We start from the raw sequence: 25,883 nt of genomic DNA on the forward strand, positions 1-25,883 counted from the left end.
AGGACGGCGTGCGTCAGGAACTGCGCGCCGTCCACGCACTCATCACGCGCGACTGGCTACGGCTGGCCGCCAACCCCACGAACACCGTGCTGATGCTCCTGCAGCCCCTGCTGTTCCTGCTCGCCTTCGGTGGCGGCCTGTCCGCACTCGTCCCCGACAGCGCCGTCGGCGGCCAGTACCGTGCCTTCCTCTATCCCGGCATCCTGCTCATGGCCATCCAGGCGCCGGCCATCAGCGTGGGCATCCGTCTGATCACCGACCGGTACAACGGCACCATCCGCGAGCTGCTCGTCACCCCCGCCCGCCGGTCGAGCCTGCTGTGCGGGATCTGCCTCGGCGGCTGTGCCACGGCCACGGCCCAGGGCGCGGTCCTGCTCGCCCTGGCACCGGCCGGCGGACTGCCCTACCGGCCCCTGCCGCTCGCCGGCCTCCTCGCGGAACTGGCCCTGGCCGCCTTCACGGTGACCGCGCTCGCCCTCGTACCGGCCGTACACACGCGGCGGCCCGAGACCTTCAGCACGCTCCTGGCGCTGACCAGCGCCCCCCTGCTCTTCGGATCGGGCGCACTCGTCCCCCTGTCCACCCTGCCCTCCTGGGTGACCACCGCGGCCGCCCTCAACCCGCTCGCCTACGCCACCGACCTCCTGCGCCGCACCGCGGGCCCCACCACGGCCGCCGGCGTCCACTGGGGCACATGGCAGCCACCGCCGGCCCTGGAGGCGGGCGTCCTCCTGCTGACCGCGATCACCGCCCTTCTCTGCACGGCCCACCGCTTCGGCCGCACCGACGACATGACGTGACGCCACGTTTCTCCGTGACCGGGCTTCCGCCAAGTCGGCGGGTACCGACGGAGCACATGCCGGTGACGACGCACACCGGGCAACAGCCGTCGTGCCGCGGCCCGCGCCTGTCCGTGGCTCATCCGGGGACGGCGACCGGCATGCCCTCCGGCTCGCGCGCCCGGCGCAGCACCTTCGCGGTCCGTACGACCGGGGCGGCCGCGATCGTCGCCGCCCACTCCGCGGGGCCCTTCTCGCGGGCCGGACCGACCACCACCAGCGTGCCGCCGGGCCGCAGCAACTCGCGCATCCGGACCAGGGCGGCCTCGAAGCCCATGTGAGGAATCGCGGTCACCGAGCGGATGGAGTCGTACCCCTCGTCCGGCAGATCAGCGGCCAGGAAGTCGCCCTCGACGAAGGTGAGTCGCGGGTCGTCGGCGGAGAGCTCACGCGCGTGGGCGATCATCCGGGCCGATGTGCCGATCCCCGTGACCCGCTCGGCCCGCCCGGTCGGCTTCCGCGCCGGCGGACCGTCCCCGCAGCCGACGTCCAGCGCGTCCCCGCGACCATCGGGAACCGCGCGGAGGATGCCCGAGTGCCGGGCGACGTCGGTGTTCCAGTACGGCGTCGGGCCGGCGTCATCCGACAAGAGAGGCCTCACCGGGAGCGGCGAGCACAGGGTGGCGGTGATGTCGACCAGCGGCTGTGACAGCCGGGTTCAGCCGTGGGTCAGCGCCGGCGTGTACGTGTGGTCGCCCAGGGCGCGGTGGACCAGTTCGAGCACCATGGCGGTCACCCGGCGCTCGTCGAGGCCGGTCCTGTCGTCCTCCTGGCCGATGAGGTCGTCCAGCAGGCCGTCGGACGCGTGGTAGGCCATGCGGAACGCCACGCGGGTGTCGCCGGCCCGGAACGCCCCGGCGTCCGTGCCCTCTTCGACGAACGCGCACATCAGGTCGATGACCCGCTGGTTGGCCTGCCGGCACAGCTCCAGGGCCTTGGCGTTGGCCGAGCCGTAGACGATCCGGTGCAGCTCGGCGTTCGCGATGGCGTGCCGGACGAGGGCGCTCATCACCCGGTCGATGGTGGGCCACCAGTCGTCGCTCTCGTCCAGGATCTCCTGCGCGGTGGAGACGATGGCGTCGACATAGCGCTCCCACAGCGCGCCGAGCAGGTGGTCCTTGGACTCGAAGTACAGGTAGAAGGTGCCCTTGCCGATCTCGGCCGCGTCCGCGAGTTCGGAGATGGTGGCGCGTTCGAAGCCCGTTGTGCCGAACACGCGTTGCCCTGCGCGCAGGATGTCGTCCCTGCGGTCGTCGGGGCTCTTGGTGACTCGCTTCCTCCGCGTCGTCGCCGGCATGCCCACCTCCGTTCACGCGGTGTCGTGGAGCCCTGTAGGGGCTGCCCAATATATCTGACCGCCGGTCGGTTCCCTTCCGTTGACTGACCGTCGGTCATTTGTTTGACTGACCGCCGGTCACGAACGCCTGGCCGACGCACCACGACGACGCACCCGAGGACCACGAGATGACCACGCAAGGCATGACAACCCCTGCGGAACCCAAGACCGCCCCGCGGAGCCCGGCCCGCTTCTGGGCCACCGCCTATACGCTCTTCTGCCTGCTCACCGGCACCAACCTGCCCACGCCCCTGTACCGAGGCTACGAGCGGGAGTTCGGCTTCTCCCCGCTCGTGGTCACGCTGATCTTCGCGGTGTACGTGGCCTCGCTGATCCCCTCCTTACTGATCGCCGGCCCGCTGTCCGACTCCGTGGGGCGCCGCGCCGTACTCCTGCCGGCCGTGGTACTGGCCGCCCTCGGCTCGCTCGCCTTCGCGCTCGCCGACGGCGTCGGCCGGCTCTTCGCCGCCCGCCTGCTCCAGGGCCTCGCCGTGGGTGCCGCCTCCGGCGCGCTCACCGCGGCACTGACCGAGCTGGAACCCCGTGGCGACCGGGGCCGGGCCGCGCTGGTGTCCACGGTCGCCTCCGTCGGCGGGCTGGGGGCGGGCCCCCTGATCGCGGGCCTGCTCGCCGAGTACGCCCCCTGGCCCTACGTCCTGCCCTACGCCCTGGAGATCGTGCTGCTGGTCCCCGCGGCCATCACCATGGTCACCCTTCCCGTCACCCGTCCCACCACCCGCTGGCGCCCGCGCCGCCCCACCGTCCCGGCGTCGATGCGCGGGCTGTTCCTCTCCAGCGGCACGGCGAGCTTCCTCGCCTTCTCCGTGACCGGCCTCTTCCTGAGCCTGGTGCCGACCTACGTCACGAAACTCTCCGGCAGCGACAACCTCGCCCTGGCCGGCGGCGCCGTCACACTGATGCTCGCCTGCTCCGTACTCGCCCAGATCGCGGCGGCGGGGCGCCGGGCACTCGGCATCCAGCTCACCGGCCTGGTCGTGCTGGCCGCGGGCCTGGTGCTGCTGGCCGCGGCCGGTGGTCTCTCCTCCCTGCCGCTGCTGCTGGCAGCCACCGTCGTCGGCGGCGCCGGGCAGGGACTGGCCTTTCTCGGCGCCGTCACCGAGATCAACCGGGCCGCCCCCCAGGGCAGGCACGCGGACGTACTCTCCAGCTTCTACGTCGTCGTCTACCTCGGCGTGGGCGTCCCCGTCATCGGCGTCGGCCTCCTGGCCACGACCACCGGTCTGCTGACGGCCGTGCAAGTCTTCGCCGCCCTGGTGTCCGCGCTGTGCCTGCTGGACGCGGCCGTCCTCTTCCGCAGGCACATGACCGGGTCTGGAAACAAGGACGGGGAACAGGGTTGAGTCCTGCCTCATGACCCAGTACGTCAAGACTTTCCATGCCCTGGAGATCGGTGACGGTGGCGACGGGCGATGGGCCGAGCGGGTCCGGCCGGCCATGGCGGGCGCGGCGGACTGGCTGACCGAGGAGGGGAGGACTCCCGAGGTGCGGCCCGTGCCCGGCGGCTCTTCGAGGAGCACATGCCCGAACTCGTCCCGGCACTCGACCGGCTCGCCGGCCAACTGCCCTCACCCGAGGCCGGAACTCTTCTCACCATGGCAGCGGTGCGGCCGTTCTTCTCCGGCCGCACCCAGATCGGCCGCGACGGCACCCTGCTCAGGAACTACGACTAGGCTCCCGAACACTGCGAAGGCACCATCGTCTCCTCCCACCTCCTGCGCCCCGTGATCGGCATGCGGGAGGCCGGGTGGGGGCTGCTGGACGGCATGAACGACGCGGGCCTCGCGGTGTCGCTCACCTTCGGCGGGCGGTACGTCCACGGACGGGGATTCGCCCTCCCCCTGGTGCTGCGCCATCTGCTGGAGACCTGCCGGACTGTCGACGAGGCGCTGGGCAGACTGCGCACGATACCCATTGCGATTCCGCAGAACGTCACCCTCGTCGACCCGGACCGGACCGCAGCTGGAAGCACTCCTTCGACGCCTTCTCCCCGGGTACCCTCACCGTCACCCTGGGGCTCCCGGACGAGGGGAGCGACGACAGCTGACGGGGCGCCCGCCGGCGCGGTGACCGTAGCGCCGCCGTGACCGCCCGCACGTGACGATGTTCCTCCGTGCCCTCCGTGAACGGGCGGCTCCGGCCCACGAGTTGTCAGCGATGCGCTGACCGGCGTTCGTACACGATCACCCTGCGGCCGCGGGTCTGCTTGTCGGCCACCGGAACGAAGTACCGGTGCAGGACGGCGGTCTTCGTCCTCTCCCGGGCGGCTGCCACCGGGCGGGCCGCCGGAGCCGCGTCCGTCACCAGGAGGACTCGCTGTTCGGCGAGGAGCGCGGCGCGTATGCGCTCCGGTTCGGTCTCGACACCTTTGAGAGTGCCGGACCTCTCCGGGGACTCCGCCAGCGCTATGTCCCGCAGGCCCGCGAAGGCGTCCGGGGTGACGGACTTGGTGTCCCTGCGGTCTGCGGGTACGAAGAGAACCGCGTCCCCGGGCCGCTTCAGGTGCCGTATGTCCGAGGCGACCGCCAGGACGTCGTCCACTCTGCTCGCCGGGGACCGCTTGGCCAGTGACTGCGGCAGCAGGGCCGGCACGGCCACGGCGAGCGTGACGGGGAGGATCCACCTCGACGCCCTCGGGAAGCGGGGCCTGGCGGCCCGTATCGCCGCGCCGACGGCCGTACCGATCAGGAGCGCCAGCCCCAGCATGCTGTAGAGGATGTAGCGGTCCAGGAAGATCGGCTGGATCAAGGACAGGGAGGCGAGGCCGAGTTGGGGCACCGCGAGCAGCGGCAGCCCTACGGCCGCCGCCGATGGACGGCCTGCCCGCGGCCGGTCCGGCAGCGCGCCGGCGCCGCCGATCGCCAGGAGAACCGCCGGGCCGATCAGCATGTGCCAGGACAGTGGCGGGATCCAGGCCACCTGCCCGGACTGGCCCCGGCTGAACAGGATCAGCGGCAGCACTCCGGCTGTGGCACACCCGGCCGCCACCGCCCAGCGGGCAAGGACCGCGCGCTCGGCCCGGGTCCAGAGCAAGGTGGCCAGATGCGCCGCGAGGATCATGAGCGAGAGCCAGTTCAGCAGGCCGGTGAGGAGGACAGTGGTGCCGTAGGCAGCCCAATGGTGTGTCCGGGCGGGTCTTTGGAGGACGGTGGTGAGGAGCAGGGTGGAGATCGCCGCGCCGGCCGCCACCAGTGCGTACGACCGGCCCTCCTGGAGATGGAACTGCACGGCCGGCAGCAGCCCGAACGCCATGCCGCCGGCCAGGCCCGCCCACCTGCCCGCCAGTCGGCGGCCGATGACGGCCACGCAAGCCGCCGCGACCGCTGTGGCCAGCACCGATGGCAGCCGCAGGGTCGTGGTGCCGGGGCCGAAACACGTGAACAGCACGTGCATCAGCAGGTAATAGAGCCCATGGACCACGTCGATGTTCGCCAACAGGGGCCATATCTCCGCCGTCGAGCGCTGGGCCACCTGCCAGGTCGCGGCCTCGTCCCGCCACACACTGTCCTGCCGCGACAGCCCCCACAGGCCGAAGGCGCACGTCCACAGCATCGGCAGCAGCCACACGACAGCCGTGCGTAACGAGGGAGTCGGCGCCGCACGTGGTGCCCCGGCCAGGGAAGGTGGGAGTGCGGTGTCCGACGTGCGGCCAGGTGACATGAGGAGAGGCTCCCGAAGCGGTTGTCCATGAGGGTTGACGGCCGGAAGTCACCTCCCGGCCGTCAACCGTATCCCGCCCCGGGTGAAGCCCTGAGTGCTAGGTGACGGGGGAGTCCGCGGATGTCCGGGTGCGGGGAGCGGCCTGGTAGGAGGCCAGCAGACGGAGCTTCTCGTCGTTGTCGCTGTCGCGGTCGGCGTGGTAGAGGACGAGGAGCAGACCGGGCGATCCGGAGACCAGGAGCTTCTCCCGGTTCAGCGTGATTGCGCCGACGTGCGGATGGTCGAGCGTGACGGACGCGCCCTCGCGGGCGTGCACGTCATGGCGTGCCCACAGCCGGCGGAACCGGTCGCTCGTGAGGGAGAGTTCGCCCACCAGCTCGATGAACCGAGGATCGTCGGTGTCCGTGCCGACCGACTCGCGGAACCCGGCTACCAGACTGCCGGTGGCCTCCTCCCAAGCGGGGTAGAGGGACCGCTCGGCCGGATCGAGGAACACGTCCCGCAGCCGGTTGCGGCCGGCCACCAGCCGGGGCGAGAGCGCCGTCGCCAGCGGGTTCGCCGCCAGTACGTCGAAGTAGCGGCCTTCGACGAACGCCGGCTGCGTCAGCGAGTCCAGGAGCCCCCGGATCCCGGCGGGCACGACCTCCTTGCGGGGCCGGCGGCGGCCGCGGCGGGGACTGTCGGAGCCCAGTCCGAGCAGATAGGCGGTCCCCGCGTCATCGAGCCGCAGCACCCGGGCGAGCGCCTCGAGCACCTGGACGGAAGGGTTGCGGTCGCGGCCCTGTTCCAGGCGCAGGTAATAGTCGGCACTGATACCGGCGAGCATCGCGACCTCCTCGCGGCGCAGACCGGGAACGCGGCGGACACCGAGCTGCGGCAGACCGACACTCTCCGGCGTGACGAGTTCGCGGCGGGCGCGCAGGTACTCGCCGAGCATGTTCGTGTGGCGGGTCATGCAGCGAGCGTAGGCGGATCCTCGGACACGTGCCTGGTCCTGTCACCCCCAGGATCACGAGGGCCCTGTCCCGCTGCCGTGCCGGGGCGAAGGATCGACCCCGAGCTGGTTCAGCGACGAGAGGAAGCAACCGACATGACCGTGACAACCGACACGACCGTGACACTCGTCACCGGAGCGAACAAGGGAATCGGACGCGAGACCGCCCGTCGGCTGATCAAGGAAGGGCACACCGTCTACATCGGGGCACGCAGCGTGGAGCGCGGGCAGGCCGCGGCGGCCGAGCTGGGCGCCCGGTTCGTACGCCTCGACGTCACCGACGACGCATCGGTCCAGGCAGCCATGCGGCTGATCGAGGAGCGCGAGGGCCGCCTCGACGTCCTCGTCAACAACGCCGGCATCGCGGACCACACCCTCGGCACCGACGGGGTCACCGCCCAGAGCGCGCACACCGTGTTCGAGACCAACGTCGTCGGCGTCGTCCGGGTCACCCAGGCCGCGCTCCCGCTGCTGCGGGCGTCGGACAACCCGGTCGTGGTGAACGTCTCCAGCGCACTCGGCTCGTTCTGGGCGGTCACCAACCCCGAGCGCCGCCAGTCGCACTACGCCTTCATCGTCTACGGGGCGAGCAAGGCGGCCGTGTCCATGCTCACCGTCCAATACGCCAAGGCACTGCCGGGCTTCAAGGTCAACGCCGTCGAACCCGGCTTCACCGCCACCGACTTCACCGCGGACTTCCCGGGCGGGCGACCCGTGGAAGAGAGCGCCGAAGTCGTCGTACGCATGGCCACCCTCGGCAAGGACGGCCCCACCGGCACGTTCCAGGAGGACGGCGGCGAGCTGCCCTGGTAGCTCCGCACCGTCCCCCGCCAGGCCGGTGACCGGCGCGGTCGGCTGCCGCTTCGCCGGCGACGACGGCGACGGTCTTGCCGGGGCCGGCCTCGGTGGCGAGGGCTCCGTACCAGCCGGTGCCGAGGGCGCCGGAGGCGGCGAGCAGCGAGGGGATCAGGTCTTCGACCGGCTGCGCGGGGGTGGCGACGAGGGTTCCGTCCGCGTACGGGAAGCGGGCACCGCTTCCGCGGACCGCCGGGACCGGGCGGCCGGCGCAAGCGGCTCACCTCGGTGAGGGCGCCGGGGCCGCCTGCCGCGGGCACGCCCCTCAGACACGGGGCCCCACCGTTGCCATGGCCCGGTCCAGGGCGTCGGCGAACGAGCCCTTCCCGTCCGAGGCGGACCAGGAGTGCTGAGCGGCGAGCAGGCAACCGAACGCCGCGGCCGTCAGGGCACGGGGTGCCGGGTCGTCGGGGGCGTAGGGGGCACCGGTCGAGGCGGCCCGCTCGATCAGCTCGGTGACGACGGCCTCCTGCGTCCGGTGCAGCTTCTGGAGATAGCCGGCGAGCAGCACGGGCGTCTCGAAGACCATCCGGTGCACCGGCGCCACCCGGTGCTGGTGCCCCGGCACCTCCGGGCGGGCCGCCGGCACATCGAGCACCCGGCGCAGGGAGGTCCACACCGGCTCGCCGGCCGGGCGAGCGCGCAGGGCGGCGAGCATGTCGTCCAGGACGAGACCGAAGTGGCCGAGGACGATCTCCTCCTTGGTGGCGAAATAGCGGAAGACACTGCGCTGGGACATCCCCACGGCCGCCGCGATGTCGTCGACGGTCGTCGCCTCGAAGCCGCGCTCCAGGAACAGCGCGGTGGCGGCTTCGGCGATCTCCTTCCGCACCGCGCGGCGGGAGAGCTCCCGCAGGCCGACCCGTTTCCCACCCATGACCCACGCACTCTAGCGAGCCGGACGGTGGTCGACGGCCCGGACGGCGACGGCGGCCGCGTCCGGCATGCCGGAAGACCGGAGGTTCAGGCGCGGCTCGGAGAGGGGTCCGGTTCGGAGAGGGGTGCCGTCGTACGGAGGGGGAGGAGCAGCGGGGTCGCCAGGACCAGCACGCCGGCCAGGCCGATGGCCGTACGCGGGCCGAGCAGGCCGCCCAGCACGCCCCAGACGGCGGTCAGCAGCGCGGTCGAGGACTTGACCGTCACGGTCCAGGCGGACAGTGTGCGGGCGACCCGGTCGGGCGCGGTGCGCTCCAGGCGGTAGGTGGCGTAGACCGGGTTGAACACCCCGCAGCAGAAGATGAGCCCCAGCTCCACGCCCATCACCAGCAGCAGCCCTCCGGTGCCGGGCCCCAGGAAGGCCAGGCCCACGGGCCACAGCGCGCGCAGGGCACCGGAGACCACCAGAACCCGGAGCTGCCCGAACCGGGTGACGAGCGGCCGGGCCAGCCGTGAGCCGGCCAGCCCGGCGAGGGAGGGCACGGCGAAGGCGAGGCCGTACTGCCACGGCGCGAACCCGAACCGGCCCAGCATCAGGACGGCCAGCAGCGGCTCGGCGGCCATCACCAGGCCGTTGAACAGGGCGGTGTTGAAGAACAAGGGGCGCAGCGCCGCGTCGGAGAGGATGTACCGCCAGCCGTCGAGCAGGTCCCCGGCCCGCATGCGCGCGGCCCGCCGGCGCTCCGGCCGCGGCTCGTGTCCGCCCATCGCGCGGATGCCGAGCGCCGAGAGCAGATAGCTGACCGCGTCGGCCAGCACCGTCGCCACCGGCCCGAGGAACGCGATCGCCGCGCCGCCCAGTGGCGGCCCCACGATCGTGGCCGTCCAGGCCGTGGACTCGAACCGGGCGTTGGCGACGAGCAGGCCCTCGCCGGGCAGCAGCGTCTTCAGGTACGCGCCCGAAGCGGTGCGGAAGGTGATGTCGGCCGCCGCGACGACGACCGCGACCAGCAGGAGCTGAGGAAAGGTGAGGGCTCCGAACGCGAACGCCACCGGGACCGTCAGCAGCGCCGCGCACCGCGCCAGGTCCATCCCGATCAGCACCGGCCGCTTGCGGCGGAACTCCACCCACGGACCGAGCGGCACCGCCACGGCCGCGCCCACCGCGGCCCCCACGGAGGACAGCGCGGCGACCTGGGCCGGGCCCGCGTCCAGCACCTGGATGGCGATCAGCGGGAACGCGCCGAAGGCGAGCCAGGTACCGATCGCGCTGGTCCCGTACGCGGCCCAGAGCCACCCGAACCGCCGCCCCAGCCGAGGGCCGGGCACATGCCCCGGCCGGTGTCCGCTCTCCATACCCGCGTCCCCTCGCATCCGTACAACCGCTCCGCGACCAGTGGCATCAAAGCGAGGGTGGGGCCCGGGGATCAAACAACCGCGGAGCCCCACACCACAACCAACGGTTGTGGTCATAGGGTGTCGGCATGGACCTCGAAACCGTCCGGACCTTCGTCGTCGCCGCCGAGGCGGGGCAGTTCCAGGGGGCCGCCGCCGAGCTGTCGCTCACCCAGCAGGCCGTCTCCAAGCGCATCGCCGCGCTCGAGCGCGACCTCGGGGTGCGGCTGTTCACCCGCACCCCGCGCGGTGCCGAACTCACCATCGACGGGCAGGCCTTCCTCCCGCACGCGCGCGAGCTGCTGCGCATCGCCGAGCGCGCGGTCACCTCCGTGCGCACCGGCCGCCGTCCGCTGCGCGTCGACGTGATCGCCTCGCGCTCCGCGCCGTCCGGCCTGATGCGCGACTTCCACCACGCGCACCCCGGGATCGAGCTCGACGTGGTGTGGCTGTTCGACATCGAGGCGGCCGTCACCGCGCTGCGGACCGGCGAGATCGACGCCTCCTTCCGCGCCGTGGCCGCGCCCGGCCGGCCCCTCCCCGAGGACATCGAGTCCGCGCGGGTGCTCGACGAGCCGCTCCAGCTCCTCACCGGCCCCGCCCATGCCCTGGCGGGCGCCCGGTCCGTGCCCCTCGAACGGCTCGCCGGGCACCGCATCTGGATGCCCGGCGTCGTCCCAGGCACCGAGTGGGCCGCCTACTACGACGACCTCGTGGCCGAGTTCGGGCTCACCATCGAGGCGACCGGCCCCAACTTCGGCTCCGACGCCCTCCTCGACACCGTCGCCGACACCCCGGCCCTGGCCACCTTCATGGGCGCGCACACGCGCCTCGTCTGGCCCGCCGGCCACGGACTGCGCCGCATCCCGGTGACCGGCCCGACGCCCGTCTACCCGCACTCCCTCCTCTGGCACCGCGACAACCCCCACCCGGCGCTGGACACGCTCCGCGCCCACCTCGCCGCCAGAGCGAGCGGCCACGACGCCGCCGGGACCTGGACACCGGCCTGGACACTGCCGCGCTGACCCCCCGGCCGTCTGCGCGATCACCCGACCCCCGACTCACGGACGACGGCCCGGCCTGCCGGGGGCGGCCACCCGTGTCGGCGGCGGGCCCTTGTCCGCGTCCCCACCGGTCCGACGCAGGCGGTCACACGCTTCAGGACACGCTGATGTCGGTGTGCGCCTGAGCCACGCGCAGCAGTGCCTTCGCGATCACGTCGGCCTCGTCGTCGCTCAGATGCCGGGCGAAGTGCTCCCAGATGCCGCGCAGGTAGACCGGCGCCGTCTCGCGCAGCGCGGCCAGGCCGTCCTCGGTGATCACCGCCCAGGTCACCCGCTTGTCCGTGGGATCGGGCCGCTTTGTCACCAGGCCGAGCCGGGCCATCTCGTCCACCAGCCGGCTGACCCGGGTCCGGCTGAGGACCACACGCTCGGCGACTTCCTGCATGCGCAGGCCCCGCTCGCCCCCCGCACGTAGCTCCAGAAGTACGTCGTACCAGGTCAGCGGGATACGGCCGTTGCGCTGGACGTCGCTCTCGATCGCCCGCACGGCGGAGTTGTGGGCCAGCAGCAGCGCTCGCCACGCCTCGACTCGGTGCTCACCTTCGTTCACGAGAAGAGTGTATCCAGACTTGCTTGCGTGCGCACGCACGGATTAAGGTGTGTGCAGACGCACTGATTTCCGCTTCGAAAACGGGAGGCGTACATGGTCCAGCGGATCACGCGTGACGAGCTGAAGAAGAAGATCGAGGAAGGGCTGGTGACGGTCGTCGAGGCCCTGCCCGCCCAGTACTACAACGACAAGCACCTGCCCGGCGCGCTCAACCTGCCGCACGACCAGGTCGACCAGCTGGCTCCCGGCCTGCTGCCCGACAAGGAGGCGGAGGTCGTCGTCTACTGCGCCAACGAGCCGTGCCCCAACTCCGGCATCGCGGCCCAGCGGCTGGCGGAGCTGGGATACGTCAACGTCAGGGAATACGGCGAGGGCAAGGACGACTGGGTCGGGGCCGGCCTGCCGACCGAGTCCGGCGCCTGATCGGAGGACCGACCACATGACCACGTCACCGACCCGTACCGTCGACGGGGTGGAACTGCCCGCGGCCGGCACCTGGAAGATCGACCCCGGACACGCCGAAGTCGGCTTCGTCGGACGGCACTTCATGCTGACCAAGGTGCGCGGCCGGTTCACCGGCGTGGACGCCACGGTCGAGATCGGCGAGCGCCCGGAGGACAGCAAGGTCACCGCCGTCATCGACATGACCAGCGTGGACAGCGGCGACCGGACGCGCGACGACCACCTGCGCTCCGCGGACTTCTTCGACACGGAGAAACACCCCAAGGCCACCTTCGTCTCCACCGCGGTCACCTGGGACGGCAAGCGCGGCACCCTCGCCGGCGACCTGACCATCAAGGACGTCACCCGCCCGGTGACCCTGGAGGTGGACTACCTGGGCTACGCGCGCGACCCCTGGGGCAACGACCGCACGGTCTTCTCCGCCCACGGCAAGATCAACCGAGAGGACTGGGGCCTGACCTGGAACATGGTCCTGGACTCCGGCGGCATCCTCGTCTCCAAGGAGATCGAGCTGTCGCTGGACCTGGAGGCGATCAAGGAGGCCTGACCTCCCGTCCTGAGGGGCCCCGGTGTGCCGGCCTGCGCACCGGGGCCCGTCCGGCATGCGGCGACACGTGCGATGCGTGCCACCGTGCCACGACATGCCGGCGCGCGTGCTCTTGTGCGTGTCGGTGTGCCGTGTGCCATATGTGCCACACGCGTCACGTACGCTCCGCAGCCGCATACCCGCCCGCCCCTCATGCGCCCGCGTGCTCCCGCGCGCCTCCCCGTCCTGACCGTGCGCCCGCTCGGCCGCCGACGGTCCGCCGGACGGCTGGGCGTTTCCCGCCGCACTCGCGGAGCAGGAGGACGGCAAGCCCCGCCATGCCGCCGAACGCCGGTGGAACCGGCCGCCGTTGCCCACCTGCGCATCGGCGTGAAGGCACCCGTAGACACCGTTTTCCCACGCCGTGCCGACGGCACGGCGCCTGACCCGTGCCCGGCATCGCGCACCGCAGAGCGCACGCCGGGAAGCCGGTGCGCGGCCTGTCAAAAGGCGGTCCTTTGTGACGGTGAGTCGCTTGTCCCGCCGCCGCCGACTGTGGCACAGTCACCTACCGGACGAAGTCCGTATACGGGGGTATACATGTCTGGAACTCGTTTCCGAACTCACGTCGTAGCCGGCGACGAGCACTCTGGCCTCCTTCCGTAGGAGCACCCTTCCCACCGTCCGACCGCGACGGTTCTCCGTGTGCCCTGGGCCACGGCCCGCACAAGTCCTCTGAAACACGAGCCGGGTCTCCCGCACGCCGGGACGGGCCCGCTCGTGCCCGCACTCGTACGCCGTACGACTGGAGGAACCATGACCATGCACGCCGGCACCACTGTGAGCACCGCGCACGACCTACGGCTGCTCGATCTGACACAGCATGAGATCCAGGCCCTGCGCACCGAGTTCAACCTCGCCGACGCCCACACCCACCAGCGCCAGTCCGCCGCCCAGCACGAGATCGTCGGCCGCCTTCCCCAGCTGTGGTACGAGGCGGAGGAGGGCCTCCAGGCCACCTACGAGCAGCGCTTCACCGAGGCGTTCTTCCGCCTCCACCGCCAGCCCACCGCCCTGGCCAGGAACAAGACGCTCCTGTCGTACGCCGCTTCCATCTCCACCATGGTCGTGGCGATGTACCTCAAGCAGCGGCGCGCCGCCGTCACCCTGGTCGAGCCGTGCTTCGACAACCTGCACGACGTCCTGTCGAACATGGGCGTGCCGCTGTACCCCGTCGAGGAGTCGGCGCTGCACGACCCCGACCGCATCTACACCGAACTCAAGCGCCGGGTCCGCACCGACGCGCTGTTCCTCGTCGACCCCAACAACCCCACCGGCTTCACGCTCATGCGGCACGGCCGCAAGGGGCTGGAAGAGGTCGTCCGGTTCTGCAAGGACCACAACAAACTGCTGGTCATCGACTTCTGCTTCGCCTCGTTCACCCTCTACGACCCCGAACTCGCCCGGTTCGACGTCTACGAGCTGCTGGAGGAGTCCGGGGTGAGCTACCTGGCGATCGAGGACACCGGAAAGACCTGGCCGGTGCAGGACGCCAAGGCCGCCATGCTCACGGCCAGCGAGGACATCAAGGACGACATCTACAACCTGCACACCAGCGTGCTGCTGAACGTCTCGCCGTTCGTGCTCAATATGCTGACCCAGTACGTGGAGAACTCCCGCGAGGACGGTCTGGCCTCGGTCCGCGAGGTGCTCGACACCAACCGGGCCGCCGTCCGGGAGGCGCTGCGCGGCACGATCCTCGACTACCAGGAACCGGTCGCCAAGACCAGCGTCGCCTGGGCGCGGATCACCCACCCCGAGCTGACCGCGAGCGAACTCCAGCGGGAGCTGCGCGCGGAGGGCGTGTACGTGTTGCCCGGGCGGTACTTCTACTGGAGCCAGCCCGGCCGCGGCGAGCCCTATGTCCGCATGGCCCTGGCCCGCGAGCCGGAGATGTTCGCCGGCGCGATGCAGCGGCTGCGGAAGGTGCTGGACCGCTATGCCCGCTGACACCCCCGCCGCACCGGACCGTGAGGTCTTCGTCGACGCGGCGCTGTTCCTCGGCATGCACAGCCAGGACGACGGCCTGCGCGTCGCCTGCAAGGCGTTCTTCGTGGAACGGCTCGACACCCGTGTGGTCATGAACCTGGAACAGGTGGGCCGCTGCGACGACGTCATCTGGAGCTACTCACGAGAACTCCAGGACCTCTACTACCCGTTCATGGACCAGCTCCACACGGTCATGGACATCAGCCGGGAAGGGTACGACCGGGCGGACGTCGGCCTGGCCCTGTCCGACCCCGCCCTGCCCGGCCAACTGCCCTTCATCGACCGGCTGTTGATCGCCATGGTCGTCAACCGCAAGGGGCTGCTGCACACCGTCGGCCCCCGCGGGGCCGCCTTCGGGGGACTCCCCGTGCGCGCCGTGGCCGCCCGGCCCGCCGGCGCGCCCGAGCCCGCCTTCCCCGAGCCGCTGGAGCGGCTCTACCGCGCATCGCTCGCCCTGCGCCTGCCCCCGGACCGGCTGGGCATACCGGCACCGGACCGGGCCGCGGCGCGGGACCGTACCTGAGGGAGCCCGAGATGTACCAGGGAGTGATCGCGGCCCTGGTGACGCCGCTCTCGGAGACCGGTGAGGTCTCCGAGAGCGGGGTCGCCCGGCTGCTGGACACCGTCCGACCCCATGCCGACGCCCTGCTGCCCAACCTCAGCACCGGCGAAGGACGCCGGCTCAGCGACCGGCAGTGGGAGGACATGCTCACGGCGACCGTGAAACACGCCGGCGGCCTGCCCGTCCTCGCCGGCATCCTGCGGCCCACCACGGAACGGGTGCTGGAGCGGGCCCGGGTCGCGGTGGACCTCGGCGCCCAGGCACTGGTCGCCACCACCCCGTACGGCCCGGGGATCACCCAGGACGAGATCCGCCGCCACTTCACCGAACTCGGCGAGCGCGGCGGCCTGCCGGTCGTCGTCTACCACGGCACCGAGGTCGCGGGGAACGCCGCCGACTTCGACACCCTGCTGCGGATCTGCGAACTGCCCTCGGTGGTGGCCGTCAAGGACTCCTCGGGCAGCGCGGACTTCACCCGGCGGCTGGTCCGGGCCCGGCCCGGGGCGCGGATCCTCGCCGGGCTGGAACACCTGCTGCTGGAGTCCGGGCCCGTCGACGGATACGTGGTCGCGCTCGCCAACGCCGAACCGGCGCTGTGCGCCGACCTGTTCGCCGGCCGGCTCACCGATCCGGCCGCCCGCCTCGCCGACGCCTGCGCACGCTACGGCCTGGAGCGGGACGACTGGTACCGGCGGATCAAGACCGCGCTGTACCACCGCGGCGTACTGGAGACCGACAGGACCGTGGAGACCGCGGAGGTGGGCGAATGAACACCGAGGCCCCAGTCGTACCGGGTCCCCCGGCGGCTCGCCCGGCCGTGCCCTCCTGGCCCGCCCCGGCCTCCGGCGGCGAGTCGGTCCACCGAGAACTGTTCCGGCTCAACCGCACACCGCTCGACTCCCGGCTGCTCGCCCGGGTCGAGGAGATCGAACGGGACTGGATCCTCCCGCTCGTGCGGGCCGTCGAGGCGGCCACCGCACCGGTAGCCGACCGGGCCGACTGGCAGCGCCGGCTGTCCGGGCTGCTGGCCCGGGAACGCGCGGGCAACCCGGCCGGCGAATACCTGGCCGAACAGGCTACCCGCGAGGAATTCACTCACGTGGTAAGGGAGTTCGCGCTCGACGGGCTGACCGAGGCGCAGAACTTCTTCCCCGCCGTGCCCCGGCTGCCGATCAAGGCCCAGATGGCCGTGATGCGGGTCCTCATCGACGAGTTCGGCTGCGGCAACCTCCAGCAGGCCCACTCCCAGCTGTACCGGCTGCTCCTCGCCGAACTCGGCCTGCCCCAGGAGCCGGAACACTTCCTGGACACCACCGGGGACGAGACCTTCCAGTTCCTCAACGTCTTCTACTGGCTCACCCAACGCGCCCCGCACGTCGAGTACTTCCTGGGCGCCCTGGCCTACCTGGAGGCATCCATACCGGACGCCTTCACCCACCAGGCGCGGGCCTGCGCGCGGCTCGGCATCCGACACGGCCGCTACTACACCGAACACCTGCACATCGACACCTTCCACATGCGGGAGATGCAGTTGGCCATCAAGGAGTACGAAGCCGCCTACGGTCTCGACCCGACCCGGCTGTGGACCGGTGCCCGACTGCTCTCCCGGCTGATCGGCGGCGCCTTCGACGCGGCCGTGGCACGGGCGAGGGAGTCGGCCGGCGGGGTGACGGCATGACGGGCCGCACCGGAGCCGAGGAGCCGGCCCTGGAGGAACTGCCCGGCGACCGGCTGCGCGTCCGGGTGGCCGGCCGGGAGTTCGTGACCGACGCCGCCTGCCCGCACCGCAAGGGCCGACTCGTCCACGGCCAGGTCAACGCCCGCACCCTGCGCATCACTTGCCCGCTGCACCACAGCAGCTTCGACCTGACCACCGGCTGCCCGGTGGGCGGCCCCGCCGAGGAGGCGCTGGCCGTGCACCGGGGCGGCCTCTGGCCCGGCTACTACCGCGCCGAGCAGGTCTGGCTGCCCGCCTCCGAGCAACTCATGGACTGGGGCGAGGAATTCCACGAACTGATGCTCGGCGACGAACTGCGCATGGCGGCCTACCGGGCGGCCGTCAGCGAGGCGGTACGCCCCGGGGACACGGTCCTCGACCTGGGCACCGGCACCGGCATCCTGGCCCGTTGGGCCCTGGAGGCCGGGGCGACCCGGGTCTACGGGATCGACCTGAACGAGAACGTCCTGGCCACCGCCGCCGAGCGGCTCGCCGAGGCCGGGTTCGCCGACCGCTTCATCCCGCTCGCGGGCCTCTCCTTCGACCTGGAGCTGCCCGAGCGGGCCGACATCGTCATCTCCGAGATCATGGGCAACCTCGGCGACAACGAGAACTTCTCCGCGATCCTCGACGACGCCCGGGAACGCTTCCTGCGCCCCGGCGGCACCATGCTGCCCCGCCTGGTGGACACCTTCCTGGTTCCGGTGACCGCCGAGTCCGCGCACGCGCAGCTGACCGGCCCCGGACCCGAGGACGCGGGCGGACCGAGCGCCTTCGCCGCCCTGCTGGCCGCCCGCGGCGCCCGGGACCCGTATTCCCTGTACTACGACGTGATCCTCCCGGTCTCCGGCCACCTGAGCGCACCGGGCCTGCTGCGGCGCTACGAGCCGGGACACGAACGGACCGGACCGGGCCGCACCCCGGTCTCGTACGACGTGCCGCTGGCGTTCACCGTGCAGCGGGACGGCGTGTTCACCGGGTTCAAGGGCTACTTCACCGCCCGGCTGTCGGACACGGTGGCGCTCGACATCTCCGGCGACGACATCGCGGGACGCACCACCTCCGACAGCTGGAAACACTGCTATCTGCCCGTCGAACGGCCGGTGCGGGTGCGGCGCGGCGACCGGATCGCCATGACCTTCAGCCGCCGGAGCGGCCGGGACGGCAGCCCCTTCGGCCAGACCTACGGCTGGCAGGGCCGGATCCTGTCCGGCTCCCGGGTCGTGGACCGGTTCGCCCACAGCACCGGCCCCGCCACCGACCTGCCCGAATGACCATGACACACGGGGGAGTTCACCAAGACATGACCAGCACAGCGGCACCGGCCGAGCAGCACGGGGACGGACGTCCGGTGCGGACGTACGACGTGGTCGCGCTCAACGTGCCCATCGCGTACAACGAGTTCGGCGACCACGACCGCAACGGCGCCCTGTACGCCCTCGCCTCCGACGCGCCGGAACTGAGGGAGGTGGCGGCCTCCTGGCCGCAGCCGTTCCCCAGCTATCTGGCCCAGCCCGAGCTGGTGCCCGGCCCGCACCCGCTCGCCCGACCGCTCGTCCTGCGGGTCCGGCGCGGTGAACGGCTGCGGGTCCGGCTGACCAACGAGCTGCCGCGCCCCGCCGGCATCACACTCCAGGGTGTCCGCTACGACGTGCGCACCATGGACGGACTCGCCGCGGGCGCCAACCCGGACAGCAGCGTGCCCCCGGGCGGCACCCGCGTCTACGAATGGGTCTGCGAGCACGAAGGGGTCTTCCACTTCGGGGACATGTCCGACGCCCGCGGCGAGGGCACCCAGAGCCACGGCATGGTCGGCGCGGTCGTGGTCGAGGCGCCCGAGGCGACCTGGACCGACCCGGAGACCGGAGCGCCGCTGGCCACCGGCCTGTACGCGGACGTCCATCTGCCGGACCGCAGCTTCCGCGAGTTCGTGGTCTTCATGATGGAGTACCCGAGCAACGACAACCCGGCGGTGCCGCCGCCGATGCCCGGTCACGGCCACGGCGGGGGACACGGCGAGGACGGGGGACACGGCGGCGGGCACACCGGGGCCGGCGCGCGGACGGCCACCGGCTGGCCGGCCGCCCGCCCGGACACTTCGGACACCGTGGACGACCTGACCCCGCTCAACAACGCGATGCTTCCGGTCAACCACCGCATCGAGCCCATGGAATGGCGGATGTACCGCTACCAGAAGCTCCTCGAGGAGGGCCGTATCGACCCGGTGCGCGACGCGGTGATCGGCGAGGAGGCACACCACAGCTCCTGGCTGTTCGGCGACCCCTCCACCCCGGTCCTGCGCGGCTACTCCGGCGACCCCACCGTCATCCGGCTGGTGCACGGCGGTATGCGCGACACCCATGTCTTCCACACCCACCTGCACCAGTGGCGGCTGCGGCCGGGCGACGAGAACGCGCCCATCGTGGACTCCGTCAGCATCGGCCCGCAGGAGGCCATGACCCTCGAACTGATCGGCGGCCTCGGCTCCCGGCAGGGCGCGGTCGGCGACTCCATCTGGCACTGCCACATGTACGTCCACTTCCATATGGGCATGTGGGGGCTGTTCCGGATCTTCGACACCCTCCAGGACGGCACCGGCAGCTACCCCGACGGCCGCACCGTACAGCCGCTGGTCCCGCTGCCGCACCGCCCGGCCCCGCCGGCGCCCACGCCCGAACGGCCCGGCTTCCCCGGCTTCCTCGCCCAGTCCGCCACCTTCCCGCAGAAGAACCCCCGGCCGCCGCGGACCCCGCTGCAGCCGCCCGGCATGGGCCGCGAGCCCACCCCCCTGGAAGCCGCCGCCTTCGTGGACGACCCCCAGCCCGGCGAGGCCTTCACCAAGATCGCCCCACCGGACGCCCCGGTGCGCCGCTACCACCTGGTGGTCACCAACGGCACCCTCTACTACCACGGCGACCCCACCGACAAGCACGCCGTGACCTGGCACGACCACAACGCCCACTTCTACGTCCTCGCCGAGGAGATCGAGGAGGCCGGCGGCCTCGAGGAGTTCAAGCGGCAGCTCGCACGGGGCGAGCGCACCCTCGAACCGCTGGTCATCCGGGCCAACAAGGGAGAGGTCCTCGAACTCACCCTGACCAACGCGCTGCCGACCGGACCGCAGGAGGAGTCGGCGTTCGACCCGCACCTGCCGTTCCAGCCGGAGTGCGGACTCCACACCCACCTGGTCAAGTACGACCCGCTGATCTCCGACGGCTCCGCGGTCGGCTGGAACTACCTGTCCGCCACCACCACCGCCGACCAGGGCGAGGAGGCCCACGGCCAGTACAACTCCTGGACCTACCGCTGGTACGTGGACGAGGAGTTCGGCACCGTCTTCTTCCACGACCACCTGCTCGCCAACTACCGCCAGCGCCACGGCCTGTTCGGAGCCCTCATGGCCGAACCCGAGGGCGCGGTCTGGGTCTCGCCCCACGACCACGGCAAGGAACTGCGGCGCGGCACCCAGGCCGTGATCAAGAAGGCCGACGGCACGGCACACCGCGAAATGGTCCTGGCCATCGGCGACTTCGTGCCCATGGTCAGGCACGGACACGGCGACCACGGCGAGCCCGTCAACCCGCCGCCGGCGCCCGGAGCCCCGGACGACCAGGGCGCGATGGGCGTCAACTACCGCAGCGAACCGCTGTCCGAGCGCGTCGGGGACCCGGCCCACTGGTTCTCCAGCGCCGTCCACGGCGACCCCGGCACCCCGCTGCTGCGCGGCTACGCCGGGGAGGACCTGCGCCTGCACATCCTGCAGGGCTCCCACGACCTCCAGCACAGCTTCACCGTCTCCGGCGCCCGCTGGCGCGAGTGGCCCCGCCGCGCCGACACCGCCTGGCGCAACCAGCAGACGCTGGGCATCTCGAACGTCGCCGAGCTGGCCCTCGCCCCGACCATGGTCCCCGGCGACCACCTGTGGTCCTTCAGCGCGGGCAACGACCTGTGGCTGGGCTGCTGGGGCCTGCTGCGGCTGCACGACCGCCGGCAGGCCGACCTGCCGCCGCTGCCCGGCCGCACCACCGGCATCCCGCAGCTGCCGGCCCGCCGCCGGGTGCGCCGGCACACCGTACGCGCCCGCGCCCAGGTCGTCGCGTACAGCGCGCTGCGCACCGACCCGTACGGGCTGGTCCTCACCGCCGACGGGGACGGCGGCCCGGAGGAGGGCCCGCTGGTCCTGCGCTGCCGGGCCGGTGAATGGGTGGAGGTCACCCTCATCAACGAGCTGGACGGGCCGCCGCCCGCGAGCCCGCTGGACCCGGCCCTCATGAACGAGGCGGACCCCGGGGCCCGGACCGTCTCCGGCCGGGTCTCCCTGCACCCCACCCTGCTCGACTTCGACGTCCGCACCGACGACGGCGCCCACGTCGGCCGCAACTCCGACTCCACCGTCAAGCCCGGGGCCGCCCGCACCTACCGCTGGTACGCCGCCGAGCCCGGCGTGGTGCTGCTGCGCTCCCACGCGGACGTCATCTCGCACCCGCGGCGCGGACTGGCCGGGGTGCTGGTGGTGGAGGAGGCCGACGCCACCCCGTACGACCCGGACACCGGACGGGAGCGGTGGACCGGCGAGCGGGCCGTGGTGCGCCGCCCGGACGCCGAACCGGTCCGCGAACTCGTCCTGCTCGCCCAGGACGGCCTGCGGCTCTACCACGACGGAGACCTCACCCAGCCGGTCACCGACCTGTTCTCCGACAGCCCCGACGACGCCGGCCAGAAGGCGTACAACTACCGCACCGCGGCCCTGCACCCGCTGGACCCGGTGCTCGCCGACCCCCACCCGCCCACCCCGCTGCTCACCTGCCGGCCCGGCGACCAGGTGGCCGTCCACCTGGCCGTCGCCTCCCACCGGATGCGCAACCAGTGCTTCACCGTGCACGGGCAGGTGTGGGACGCTTCCGAGACCGGCCTCGGCCGGTATGTGTCCACGATCGGCGCGCTGGGCTCCGGCAGCACCCGGACGGTGCGTTTCCGCGCCCAGCACCCGGGAGATCACGTCTACCGCACCGGCAATCTCCACTGGGGCCTCAGCGAGGGCTGGTGGGGGCTGATCCGCATCGAGGAGACTCCATGACCCCTGCGACCACCGGCCCGGACGGGCAGTCCGATCCCCGGCTGCCCGCCGCGCCCGACACCATCGCCGTCTACACCGACCTCAACTGCTCCTTCGCCCACGTCGCCGTGCACCGGCTGCACGAGACCCGGCGCCGCCTCGGCCTGGAGGGACGGCTCTGGTTCGATCTGCGGGCCTTCCCGCTGGAGCTGTTCAACCAGGAGGTCAACGCCCGCCCCGGAGTGGATTCGGAGATCTCCGTGCTCGGCGCGCTGGAGCCCGAGGCCGGCTGGCGGCTGTGGCAGGGACCGGACTGGACCTACCCGGTGACCACGCTGCCGGCGCTGGAGGCGGTGCACGCGGCCAAGGCACAGGGCTGGCACGCCAGCGAGCAGCTGGACCGCGCCCTGCGCCGGGCCTTCTGGGCCGAGAACCGGTGCGTCTCCCAGCGCCATGTCATCCTCGACGTCGCCGCGGAGACCGGCGCGGTGGACGTGGCGGCGCTGGCCGAGGCCTTCGACAGCGGCACCGCCCGGCCGGCGATCATGGCCCAGTACGAGTCGGCCCGCGACGGCCGGGTCGACTGCAGCCCGCACCTGTTCCTCCACGACGGCACGGACAGCGCCAACCCGGGCATCACGGCCCACTGGGTCAACGGCGGTTTCGGCGTCGGCTATCCGGTCATCGACGAGGACCGCCCGGAGATCTACGACAAACTCCTGACCCAGGCGGCGGCGCTGCTGTAGCACGACCGGGAGAGCGGGGGACTGCCGGCGGCGACCAGGCCGTCAGCCCCCCGGCCGCCGGCCGCTTCCAGGGAGTCCACGGAGATACGGCGTACGCAGCAGCGTGGTGCGCGCGCCCACGTGCACCGGCCCGTGGGCACCGGCCTCCACGCCTCGGCCCGTACGGACCGCCCCCTCACCCGATCAGCCCGCGCCCGGGCGCTTCCGGCCGTATGGGCGCACGGTAGAGACGGGTGGCGGGCGCCGCGACGGCGGCTTGCCCGCCGGGCGGAGACGGACGGAGCGGCCATGAGCGACGACACGACAGCGGCCGGAGACGCGGCGGGTGACGGCCTGACCTGCCTGGTGACCGGGGCCACGGGCTACATCGGAGGCCGGCTGGTGCCGGAGCTGCTCGACGCCGGACACCGGGTGCGCTGCCTGGTCCGCACCCCGGAGAAGCTGCGCGACCACCCATGGGCCGGCCGCGCGGAGATCCTCCGGGGTGATGTGACCGACGCCGAGTCCGTGGCCCGGGCGATGGACGGCGTGGACGTGGCCTACTACCTCGTGCACGCCCTCGGCACCGGCCGCGGGTTCGAGGAGACCGACCGCGCGGCGGCCCGGATCTTCGGCGCGCAGGCCCGCCGGGCCGGCGTCGGCCGGCTCGTCTACCTGGGCGGCCTCACCCCCGGGTCCGTGCCCGAACACGAGCTGTCCCCGCACCTGCGCTCCCGCGCCGAGGTCGGCCGGATCCTGCTCGCCTCCGGCGTCCCCACGGCCGTGCTCCGCGCCGCCGTGATCATCGGCTCGGGCTCCGCGAGCTTCGAGATGCTGCGCTACCTCACCGAACGGCTGCCGGTGATGGTCACCCCGCGCTGGGTGCACACCCGGATCCAGCCCGTCGCCGTGCGGGACGTCCTCCGCCTGCTCACCGGCTGCACCCGCCTGCCGCGCGAGGTGAACCGTGCCTTCGACATCGGCGGTCCGGAGGTGCTGACGTACCTCGACATGATGCGACGCTACGCCTCGGTGGCGGAGCTGCCCCGACGGCTGATCCTGCCCGTTCCCGTCCTCACCCCCCGGCTGTCCAGCTACTGGGTGGGCCTGGTGACGCCGGTCCCGGCCTCGATCGCCCGCCCCCTGACCGAGTCCCTGCGCCACGAGGTGGTGTGCCGCGAGAACGACATCGAGCGGTACGTGCCCAGCCCGCCGGGACACCCGATCGGTTTCGACCGCGCCGTCCGGCTGGCCCTCCAGCGCATCCGCGACGCCCAGGTCACCACCCGGTGGTCGTCGGCCTCCGTGCCGGGCGCGCCCAGCGACCCGCTGCCCACCGACCCCGACTGGGCGGGCGGCAGCCTCTACACCGATGTGCGCGAACGCGACGCGGATGTCTCGCGGGAGGCGTTGTGGGAGGTCGTCGAGGGCATCGGCGGTGAGCACGGCTGGTACTCCTTCCCCCTGGCGTGGGCGGTGCGCGGCTGGCTCGACCGGCTGGTGGGCGGTGTCGGGCTGCGCCGGGGCCGCCGTGACGCCCGGCACCTCAGGACCGGCGACTCCCTGGACTTCTGGCGGGTCGAGGAGATCGCGCACGGCCGGCTGCTGCGGCTGCGCGCCGAGATGCGGCTGCCCGGTCTGGCCTGGCTGGAGATGAGCGTGGACGGCGACGACGGCGGACCGGTGCGGTACCGGCAGCGGGCGCTGTTCCACCCCCACGGCCTCCTCGGCCACCTGTACTGGTGGAGCGTCTCGCCCTGGCACGCGGTCGTCTTCGGCGGCATGGCCCGCAACATCGTGCGCACCGCCGAGCGCGCGGCACCGCCGTCCCACGGGCGTGCCACCGGAAGGGGCTGACACCCTTGCGCGTCTGCATCGTCCTGTTCACCGCCGTCCCCGTGGGACCGAGGGCCGGCTGTCGGTGGGCGCCGGACCGGGCCGGGGGTCAGAAGGCGTACCGGATGCGCAGCCAGGGTGCGTGGGCCGCGATCAGGCCGCGCAGGGTGCGTACGGCCCGTGCCTTGACCTGGTCGCCGTAGCGGACGTTCAGCGCGCCGTTCTGCGAGCGCTTGTCCTGTTGCAGCTCCGGCCGCCACAGCAGTTCCTCGGCCCGGGGGTGCCAGCCCAGGTTGACCTGGTGCAGGTCCCGGTTGTGGGTGAGCAGGATGACCTCGGCGGCGGCCTGCCGTTTGACCCGGCCGGGCAGGACGTCGTCCAGCTGCCGGAGCACCTCGCTCCAGGCTTCCTCCCAGCCGGGGCGCAGGACCACGGGGGAGAGGTTGAAGTGGACCTCGTAGCCGGCGTCCAGGAAATCCGCCGCGGCGGCGATCCGGTCGCCCACCGGCGATGTCCGTAGGTCCAGCAGCCGCGAGTCCGCGGCGGGCATCACCGAGAAACGGATCCGGGTGCGGCTCCGGGGGTCGAGCGCCAGCAGGTCGGGGTTGACGAACTTGGTGGCGAAGGACGCCTTCGCGGTGGGCCAGCCGCGGAAGGCGCGCACCAGATCCGCGGTGTTGTCGCTGATCAGCGCGTCCACCGAGCAGTCGCCGTTCTCCCCGATGTCGTACACCCAGGCCGACTCGTCGCACTGGTTGGGTTCCGGCTTGCGCCCCTGGCGGGCGATGTGCCGGGCCAGGTGGGCGATGATGGCGTCGATGTTGGTGAAGACGGTGACGGGGTTGGCGTATCCCTTGCGGCGCGGGACGTAGCAGTAGGCGCAGGCCATGGCGCACCCGTTGGAGGGGCCGGGGGCGATCCAGTCGGCGGACCGTCCGTTGGGCCGTGTGGCCAGGGTCTTCCGCTCGCCCAGGACCAGTGTCTCCCCCTTGACCCGCACCCAGCGCTCGACGTTGCCCTCGTTGCCGTGCAGTCCCGGGATGCGCCAGTGGGATTCCACCTCGATCAGCTCGGCGTCCGGGAAGCGGGCGAGGATCTGGCGGCCGCGCGCGGAGGACGCGGCGGCCGGTTCCGCGTAGACCGTCCGGACGGGCAGCAGACGACGGGCCGCGGCGGACTCGCGGAACGGCGGGCGGTCGTCCGGGCCGGGTCCCGTGCCGCCGCGCCCGGGTGCCCCCGGGGCGGTGTCCAGCGCGTCGAGGCCGAACAAGGCGTCGAGACCGTCGTCGCCGGGGTCTGCGGGGTGGTACGTCATGCGCGTCTGCCGAACAGTAGGGGAGGGGCCGTGGGCGGGGAAGGGCCA

The 25,883-nt window shown here is 72.3% G+C and carries 24 protein-coding genes and 1 pseudogene; 16 read left to right on the plus strand and 9 right to left on the minus strand.

The window, feature by feature from the left end:
* Window positions 1-8: 8 nt before the first annotated feature.
* The gene (locus IE251_RS14165; RefSeq protein ID WP_229896748.1) at window positions 9-800 is read left to right on the plus strand and encodes an ABC transporter permease; all 792 of its coding nucleotides are present in this window, start codon (window positions 9-11) and stop codon (window positions 798-800) included.
* Between the two features lie 118 nt (window positions 801-918).
* Here IE251_RS14165 and IE251_RS14170 read toward each other — a convergent pair whose 3' ends face one another.
* Window positions 919-1,428 (minus strand): class I SAM-dependent methyltransferase, encoded by a 510-nt coding sequence (locus tag IE251_RS14170; RefSeq protein WP_229896749.1) that lies wholly within the window; start codon window positions 1,426-1,428, stop codon window positions 919-921.
* Between the two features lie 69 nt (window positions 1,429-1,497).
* Window positions 1,498-2,136 (minus strand): TetR/AcrR family transcriptional regulator, encoded by a 639-nt coding sequence (locus IE251_RS14175; protein ID WP_189753265.1) that lies wholly within the window; start codon window positions 2,134-2,136, stop codon window positions 1,498-1,500.
* 182 nt (window positions 2,137-2,318) lie between these two features.
* Between IE251_RS14175 and IE251_RS14180 the strand changes: the two genes are divergently transcribed.
* The 3 genes from IE251_RS14180 to IE251_RS14190 all read left to right on the plus strand — a co-directional run bounded on the left by IE251_RS14180 (window position 2,319) and on the right by IE251_RS14190 (window position 4,280).
* A complete protein-coding gene (locus IE251_RS14180; RefSeq protein WP_229896750.1) occupies window positions 2,319-3,536 on the plus strand; it encodes an MFS transporter in 1,218 nt (405 codons plus the stop codon).
* Window positions 3,537-3,713: 177 nt separating this feature from the next.
* Window positions 3,714-3,866, plus strand: a complete 153-nt coding sequence (locus tag IE251_RS14185; protein WP_189753267.1) for a hypothetical protein — start codon at window positions 3,714-3,716, stop codon at window positions 3,864-3,866.
* Window positions 3,867-3,926: 60 nt separating this feature from the next.
* Entirely contained in the window at window positions 3,927-4,280 is a 354-nt protein-coding gene (locus IE251_RS14190) for a carcinine hydrolase/isopenicillin-N N-acyltransferase family protein (protein ID WP_189753365.1), read from the plus strand.
* 64 nt (window positions 4,281-4,344) lie between these two features.
* On the opposite strand, the gene IE251_RS14195 is transcribed toward IE251_RS14190, so the two are convergent.
* Both IE251_RS14195 and IE251_RS14200 read right to left on the minus strand, forming a co-directional pair.
* A complete protein-coding gene (locus IE251_RS14195) occupies window positions 4,345-5,745 on the minus strand; it encodes a glycosyltransferase family 39 protein (protein WP_189753366.1) in 1,401 nt (466 codons plus the stop codon).
* Window positions 5,746-5,950: 205 nt separating this feature from the next.
* Complete coding sequence (locus IE251_RS14200; protein ID WP_189753268.1) at window positions 5,951-6,808, minus strand: helix-turn-helix domain-containing protein; 858 nt, start codon at window positions 6,806-6,808, stop codon at window positions 5,951-5,953.
* A gap of 135 nt (window positions 6,809-6,943) precedes the next feature.
* Here IE251_RS14200 and IE251_RS14205 point away from each other — a divergent pair, with 135 nt between their 5' ends.
* Window positions 6,944-7,660 (plus strand): SDR family NAD(P)-dependent oxidoreductase, encoded by a 717-nt coding sequence (locus IE251_RS14205; protein WP_189753269.1) that lies wholly within the window; start codon window positions 6,944-6,946, stop codon window positions 7,658-7,660.
* A gap of 46 nt (window positions 7,661-7,706) precedes the next feature.
* On the opposite strand, the pseudogene IE251_RS40965 reads toward IE251_RS14205, so the two are convergent.
* The 3 genes and pseudogenes from IE251_RS40965 to IE251_RS14215 form a co-directional block, all read right to left on the minus strand.
* Window positions 7,707-7,874: pseudogene (locus IE251_RS40965) on the minus strand (IMP dehydrogenase); the annotation flags it as partial.
* A 93-nt stretch (window positions 7,875-7,967) separates the two neighbouring features.
* Entirely contained in the window at window positions 7,968-8,579 is a 612-nt protein-coding gene (locus IE251_RS14210; RefSeq protein WP_189753270.1) for a TetR family transcriptional regulator, read from the minus strand.
* An 86-nt stretch (window positions 8,580-8,665) separates the two neighbouring features.
* The gene (locus IE251_RS14215) at window positions 8,666-9,934 is read right to left on the minus strand and encodes an MFS transporter (protein ID WP_189753271.1); all 1,269 of its coding nucleotides are present in this window, start codon (window positions 9,932-9,934) and stop codon (window positions 8,666-8,668) included.
* A gap of 128 nt (window positions 9,935-10,062) precedes the next feature.
* Here IE251_RS14215 and IE251_RS14220 point away from each other — a divergent pair, with 128 nt between their 5' ends.
* Window positions 10,063-10,998 (plus strand): LysR family transcriptional regulator, encoded by a 936-nt coding sequence (locus tag IE251_RS14220; protein WP_189753272.1) that lies wholly within the window; start codon window positions 10,063-10,065, stop codon window positions 10,996-10,998.
* A 133-nt stretch (window positions 10,999-11,131) separates the two neighbouring features.
* On the opposite strand, the gene IE251_RS14225 is transcribed toward IE251_RS14220, so the two are convergent.
* On the minus strand, window positions 11,132-11,587 hold the full coding sequence (locus tag IE251_RS14225; RefSeq protein ID WP_189753273.1) for a MarR family winged helix-turn-helix transcriptional regulator: 456 nt from the start codon (window positions 11,585-11,587) through the stop codon (window positions 11,132-11,134).
* Between the two features lie 93 nt (window positions 11,588-11,680).
* On the opposite strand from IE251_RS14225, the gene IE251_RS14230 reads away from it, so the two are divergent.
* The 10 genes from IE251_RS14230 (at window position 11,681) to IE251_RS14280 (ending at window position 24,541) form a co-directional block, all read left to right on the plus strand.
* On the plus strand, window positions 11,681-12,010 hold the full coding sequence (locus IE251_RS14230; protein WP_189753274.1) for a rhodanese-like domain-containing protein: 330 nt from the start codon (window positions 11,681-11,683) through the stop codon (window positions 12,008-12,010).
* Between the two features lie 16 nt (window positions 12,011-12,026).
* Window positions 12,027-12,596, plus strand: a complete 570-nt coding sequence (locus IE251_RS14235) for a YceI family protein (protein WP_189753275.1) — start codon at window positions 12,027-12,029, stop codon at window positions 12,594-12,596.
* Between the two features lie 795 nt (window positions 12,597-13,391).
* Window positions 13,392-14,585, plus strand: a complete 1,194-nt coding sequence (locus IE251_RS14240) for an aminotransferase class I/II-fold pyridoxal phosphate-dependent enzyme (RefSeq protein ID WP_229896751.1) — start codon at window positions 13,392-13,394, stop codon at window positions 14,583-14,585.
* Window positions 14,575-15,147 carry a DUF6190 family protein gene (locus tag IE251_RS14245; protein WP_189753276.1) on the plus strand — a complete coding sequence of 191 codons (573 nt, stop codon included), beginning with the start codon at window positions 14,575-14,577 and terminating at the stop codon, window positions 15,145-15,147. Before IE251_RS14240 ends, IE251_RS14245 begins: the two co-directional genes overlap by 11 nt.
* A gap of 11 nt (window positions 15,148-15,158) precedes the next feature.
* A complete protein-coding gene (locus tag IE251_RS14250) occupies window positions 15,159-15,956 on the plus strand; it encodes a dihydrodipicolinate synthase family protein (RefSeq protein WP_189753277.1) in 798 nt (265 codons plus the stop codon).
* The gene (locus IE251_RS14255) at window positions 15,953-16,864 is read left to right on the plus strand and encodes an iron-containing redox enzyme family protein (protein ID WP_189753278.1); all 912 of its coding nucleotides are present in this window, start codon (window positions 15,953-15,955) and stop codon (window positions 16,862-16,864) included. Before IE251_RS14250 ends, IE251_RS14255 begins: the two co-directional genes overlap by 4 nt.
* The gene (locus tag IE251_RS14265; RefSeq protein ID WP_229896752.1) at window positions 16,861-18,177 is read left to right on the plus strand and encodes a methyltransferase domain-containing protein; all 1,317 of its coding nucleotides are present in this window, start codon (window positions 16,861-16,863) and stop codon (window positions 18,175-18,177) included. The genes IE251_RS14255 and IE251_RS14265 overlap by 4 nt, the downstream gene beginning before the upstream one ends.
* 29 nt (window positions 18,178-18,206) lie before the next feature.
* Complete coding sequence (locus tag IE251_RS14270) at window positions 18,207-21,980, plus strand: multicopper oxidase domain-containing protein (RefSeq protein ID WP_189753279.1); 3,774 nt, start codon at window positions 18,207-18,209, stop codon at window positions 21,978-21,980.
* The gene (locus IE251_RS14275; protein WP_189753280.1) at window positions 21,977-22,705 is read left to right on the plus strand and encodes a DsbA family oxidoreductase; all 729 of its coding nucleotides are present in this window, start codon (window positions 21,977-21,979) and stop codon (window positions 22,703-22,705) included. The genes IE251_RS14270 and IE251_RS14275 overlap by 4 nt, the downstream gene beginning before the upstream one ends.
* Window positions 22,706-22,993: 288 nt before the next feature.
* Entirely contained in the window at window positions 22,994-24,541 is a 1,548-nt protein-coding gene (locus tag IE251_RS14280) for an SDR family oxidoreductase (RefSeq protein ID WP_189753281.1), read from the plus strand.
* Between the two features lie 88 nt (window positions 24,542-24,629).
* Here the strand turns inward: IE251_RS14280 and IE251_RS14285 are convergent, their stop codons facing one another.
* A complete protein-coding gene (locus tag IE251_RS14285; protein WP_189753282.1) occupies window positions 24,630-25,835 on the minus strand; it encodes a spore photoproduct lyase family protein in 1,206 nt (401 codons plus the stop codon).
* Window positions 25,836-25,883 lie beyond the last annotated feature (48 nt).

It is taken from the genome of Streptomyces eurythermus (assembly GCF_014649115.1).
In the GTDB taxonomy this organism is placed as follows: Bacteria; Actinomycetota; Actinomycetes; order Streptomycetales; family Streptomycetaceae; genus Streptomyces; species Streptomyces eurythermus.

What these genes read in the sequence shown, in the direction of transcription:
- IE251_RS14175 (WP_189753265.1), bottom strand. Translation starts at nt 2,136, where the DNA reads ATGCCGGCGACGACGCGGAGGAAGCGAGTCACCAAGAGCCCCGACGAC.
- IE251_RS14180 (WP_229896750.1), top strand. Translation starts at nt 2,319, where the DNA reads ATGACAACCCCTGCGGAACCCAAGACCGCCCCGCGGAGCCCGGCCCGC.
- IE251_RS14185 (WP_189753267.1), top strand. Translation starts at nt 3,714, where the DNA reads ATGCCCGAACTCGTCCCGGCACTCGACCGGCTCGCCGGCCAACTGCCC.
- IE251_RS14190 (WP_189753365.1), top strand. Translation starts at nt 3,927, where the DNA reads ATGCGGGAGGCCGGGTGGGGGCTGCTGGACGGCATGAACGACGCGGGC.
- IE251_RS14195 (WP_189753366.1), bottom strand. Translation starts at nt 5,745, where the DNA reads ATGCTGTGGACGTGCGCCTTCGGCCTGTGGGGGCTGTCGCGGCAGGAC.
- IE251_RS14200 (WP_189753268.1), bottom strand. Translation starts at nt 6,808, where the DNA reads ATGACCCGCCACACGAACATGCTCGGCGAGTACCTGCGCGCCCGCCGC.
- IE251_RS14205 (WP_189753269.1), top strand. Translation starts at nt 6,944, where the DNA reads ATGACCGTGACAACCGACACGACCGTGACACTCGTCACCGGAGCGAAC.
- IE251_RS14210 (WP_189753270.1), bottom strand. Translation starts at nt 8,579, where the DNA reads ATGGGTGGGAAACGGGTCGGCCTGCGGGAGCTCTCCCGCCGCGCGGTG.
- IE251_RS14215 (WP_189753271.1), bottom strand. Translation starts at nt 9,934, where the DNA reads ATGGAGAGCGGACACCGGCCGGGGCATGTGCCCGGCCCTCGGCTGGGG.
- IE251_RS14220 (WP_189753272.1), top strand. Translation starts at nt 10,063, where the DNA reads ATGGACCTCGAAACCGTCCGGACCTTCGTCGTCGCCGCCGAGGCGGGG.
- IE251_RS14230 (WP_189753274.1), top strand. Translation starts at nt 11,681, where the DNA reads ATGGTCCAGCGGATCACGCGTGACGAGCTGAAGAAGAAGATCGAGGAA.
- IE251_RS14235 (WP_189753275.1), top strand. Translation starts at nt 12,027, where the DNA reads ATGACCACGTCACCGACCCGTACCGTCGACGGGGTGGAACTGCCCGCG.
- IE251_RS14240 (WP_229896751.1), top strand. Translation starts at nt 13,392, where the DNA reads ATGACCATGCACGCCGGCACCACTGTGAGCACCGCGCACGACCTACGG.
- IE251_RS14245 (WP_189753276.1), top strand. Translation starts at nt 14,575, where the DNA reads ATGCCCGCTGACACCCCCGCCGCACCGGACCGTGAGGTCTTCGTCGAC.
- IE251_RS14250 (WP_189753277.1), top strand. Translation starts at nt 15,159, where the DNA reads ATGTACCAGGGAGTGATCGCGGCCCTGGTGACGCCGCTCTCGGAGACC.
- IE251_RS14255 (WP_189753278.1), top strand. Translation starts at nt 15,953, where the DNA reads ATGAACACCGAGGCCCCAGTCGTACCGGGTCCCCCGGCGGCTCGCCCG.
- IE251_RS14265 (WP_229896752.1), top strand. Translation starts at nt 16,861, where the DNA reads ATGACGGGCCGCACCGGAGCCGAGGAGCCGGCCCTGGAGGAACTGCCC.
- IE251_RS14270 (WP_189753279.1), top strand. Translation starts at nt 18,207, where the DNA reads ATGACCAGCACAGCGGCACCGGCCGAGCAGCACGGGGACGGACGTCCG.
- IE251_RS14275 (WP_189753280.1), top strand. Translation starts at nt 21,977, where the DNA reads ATGACCCCTGCGACCACCGGCCCGGACGGGCAGTCCGATCCCCGGCTG.
- IE251_RS14280 (WP_189753281.1), top strand. Translation starts at nt 22,994, where the DNA reads ATGAGCGACGACACGACAGCGGCCGGAGACGCGGCGGGTGACGGCCTG.
- IE251_RS14285 (WP_189753282.1), bottom strand. Translation starts at nt 25,835, where the DNA reads ATGACGTACCACCCCGCAGACCCCGGCGACGACGGTCTCGACGCCTTG.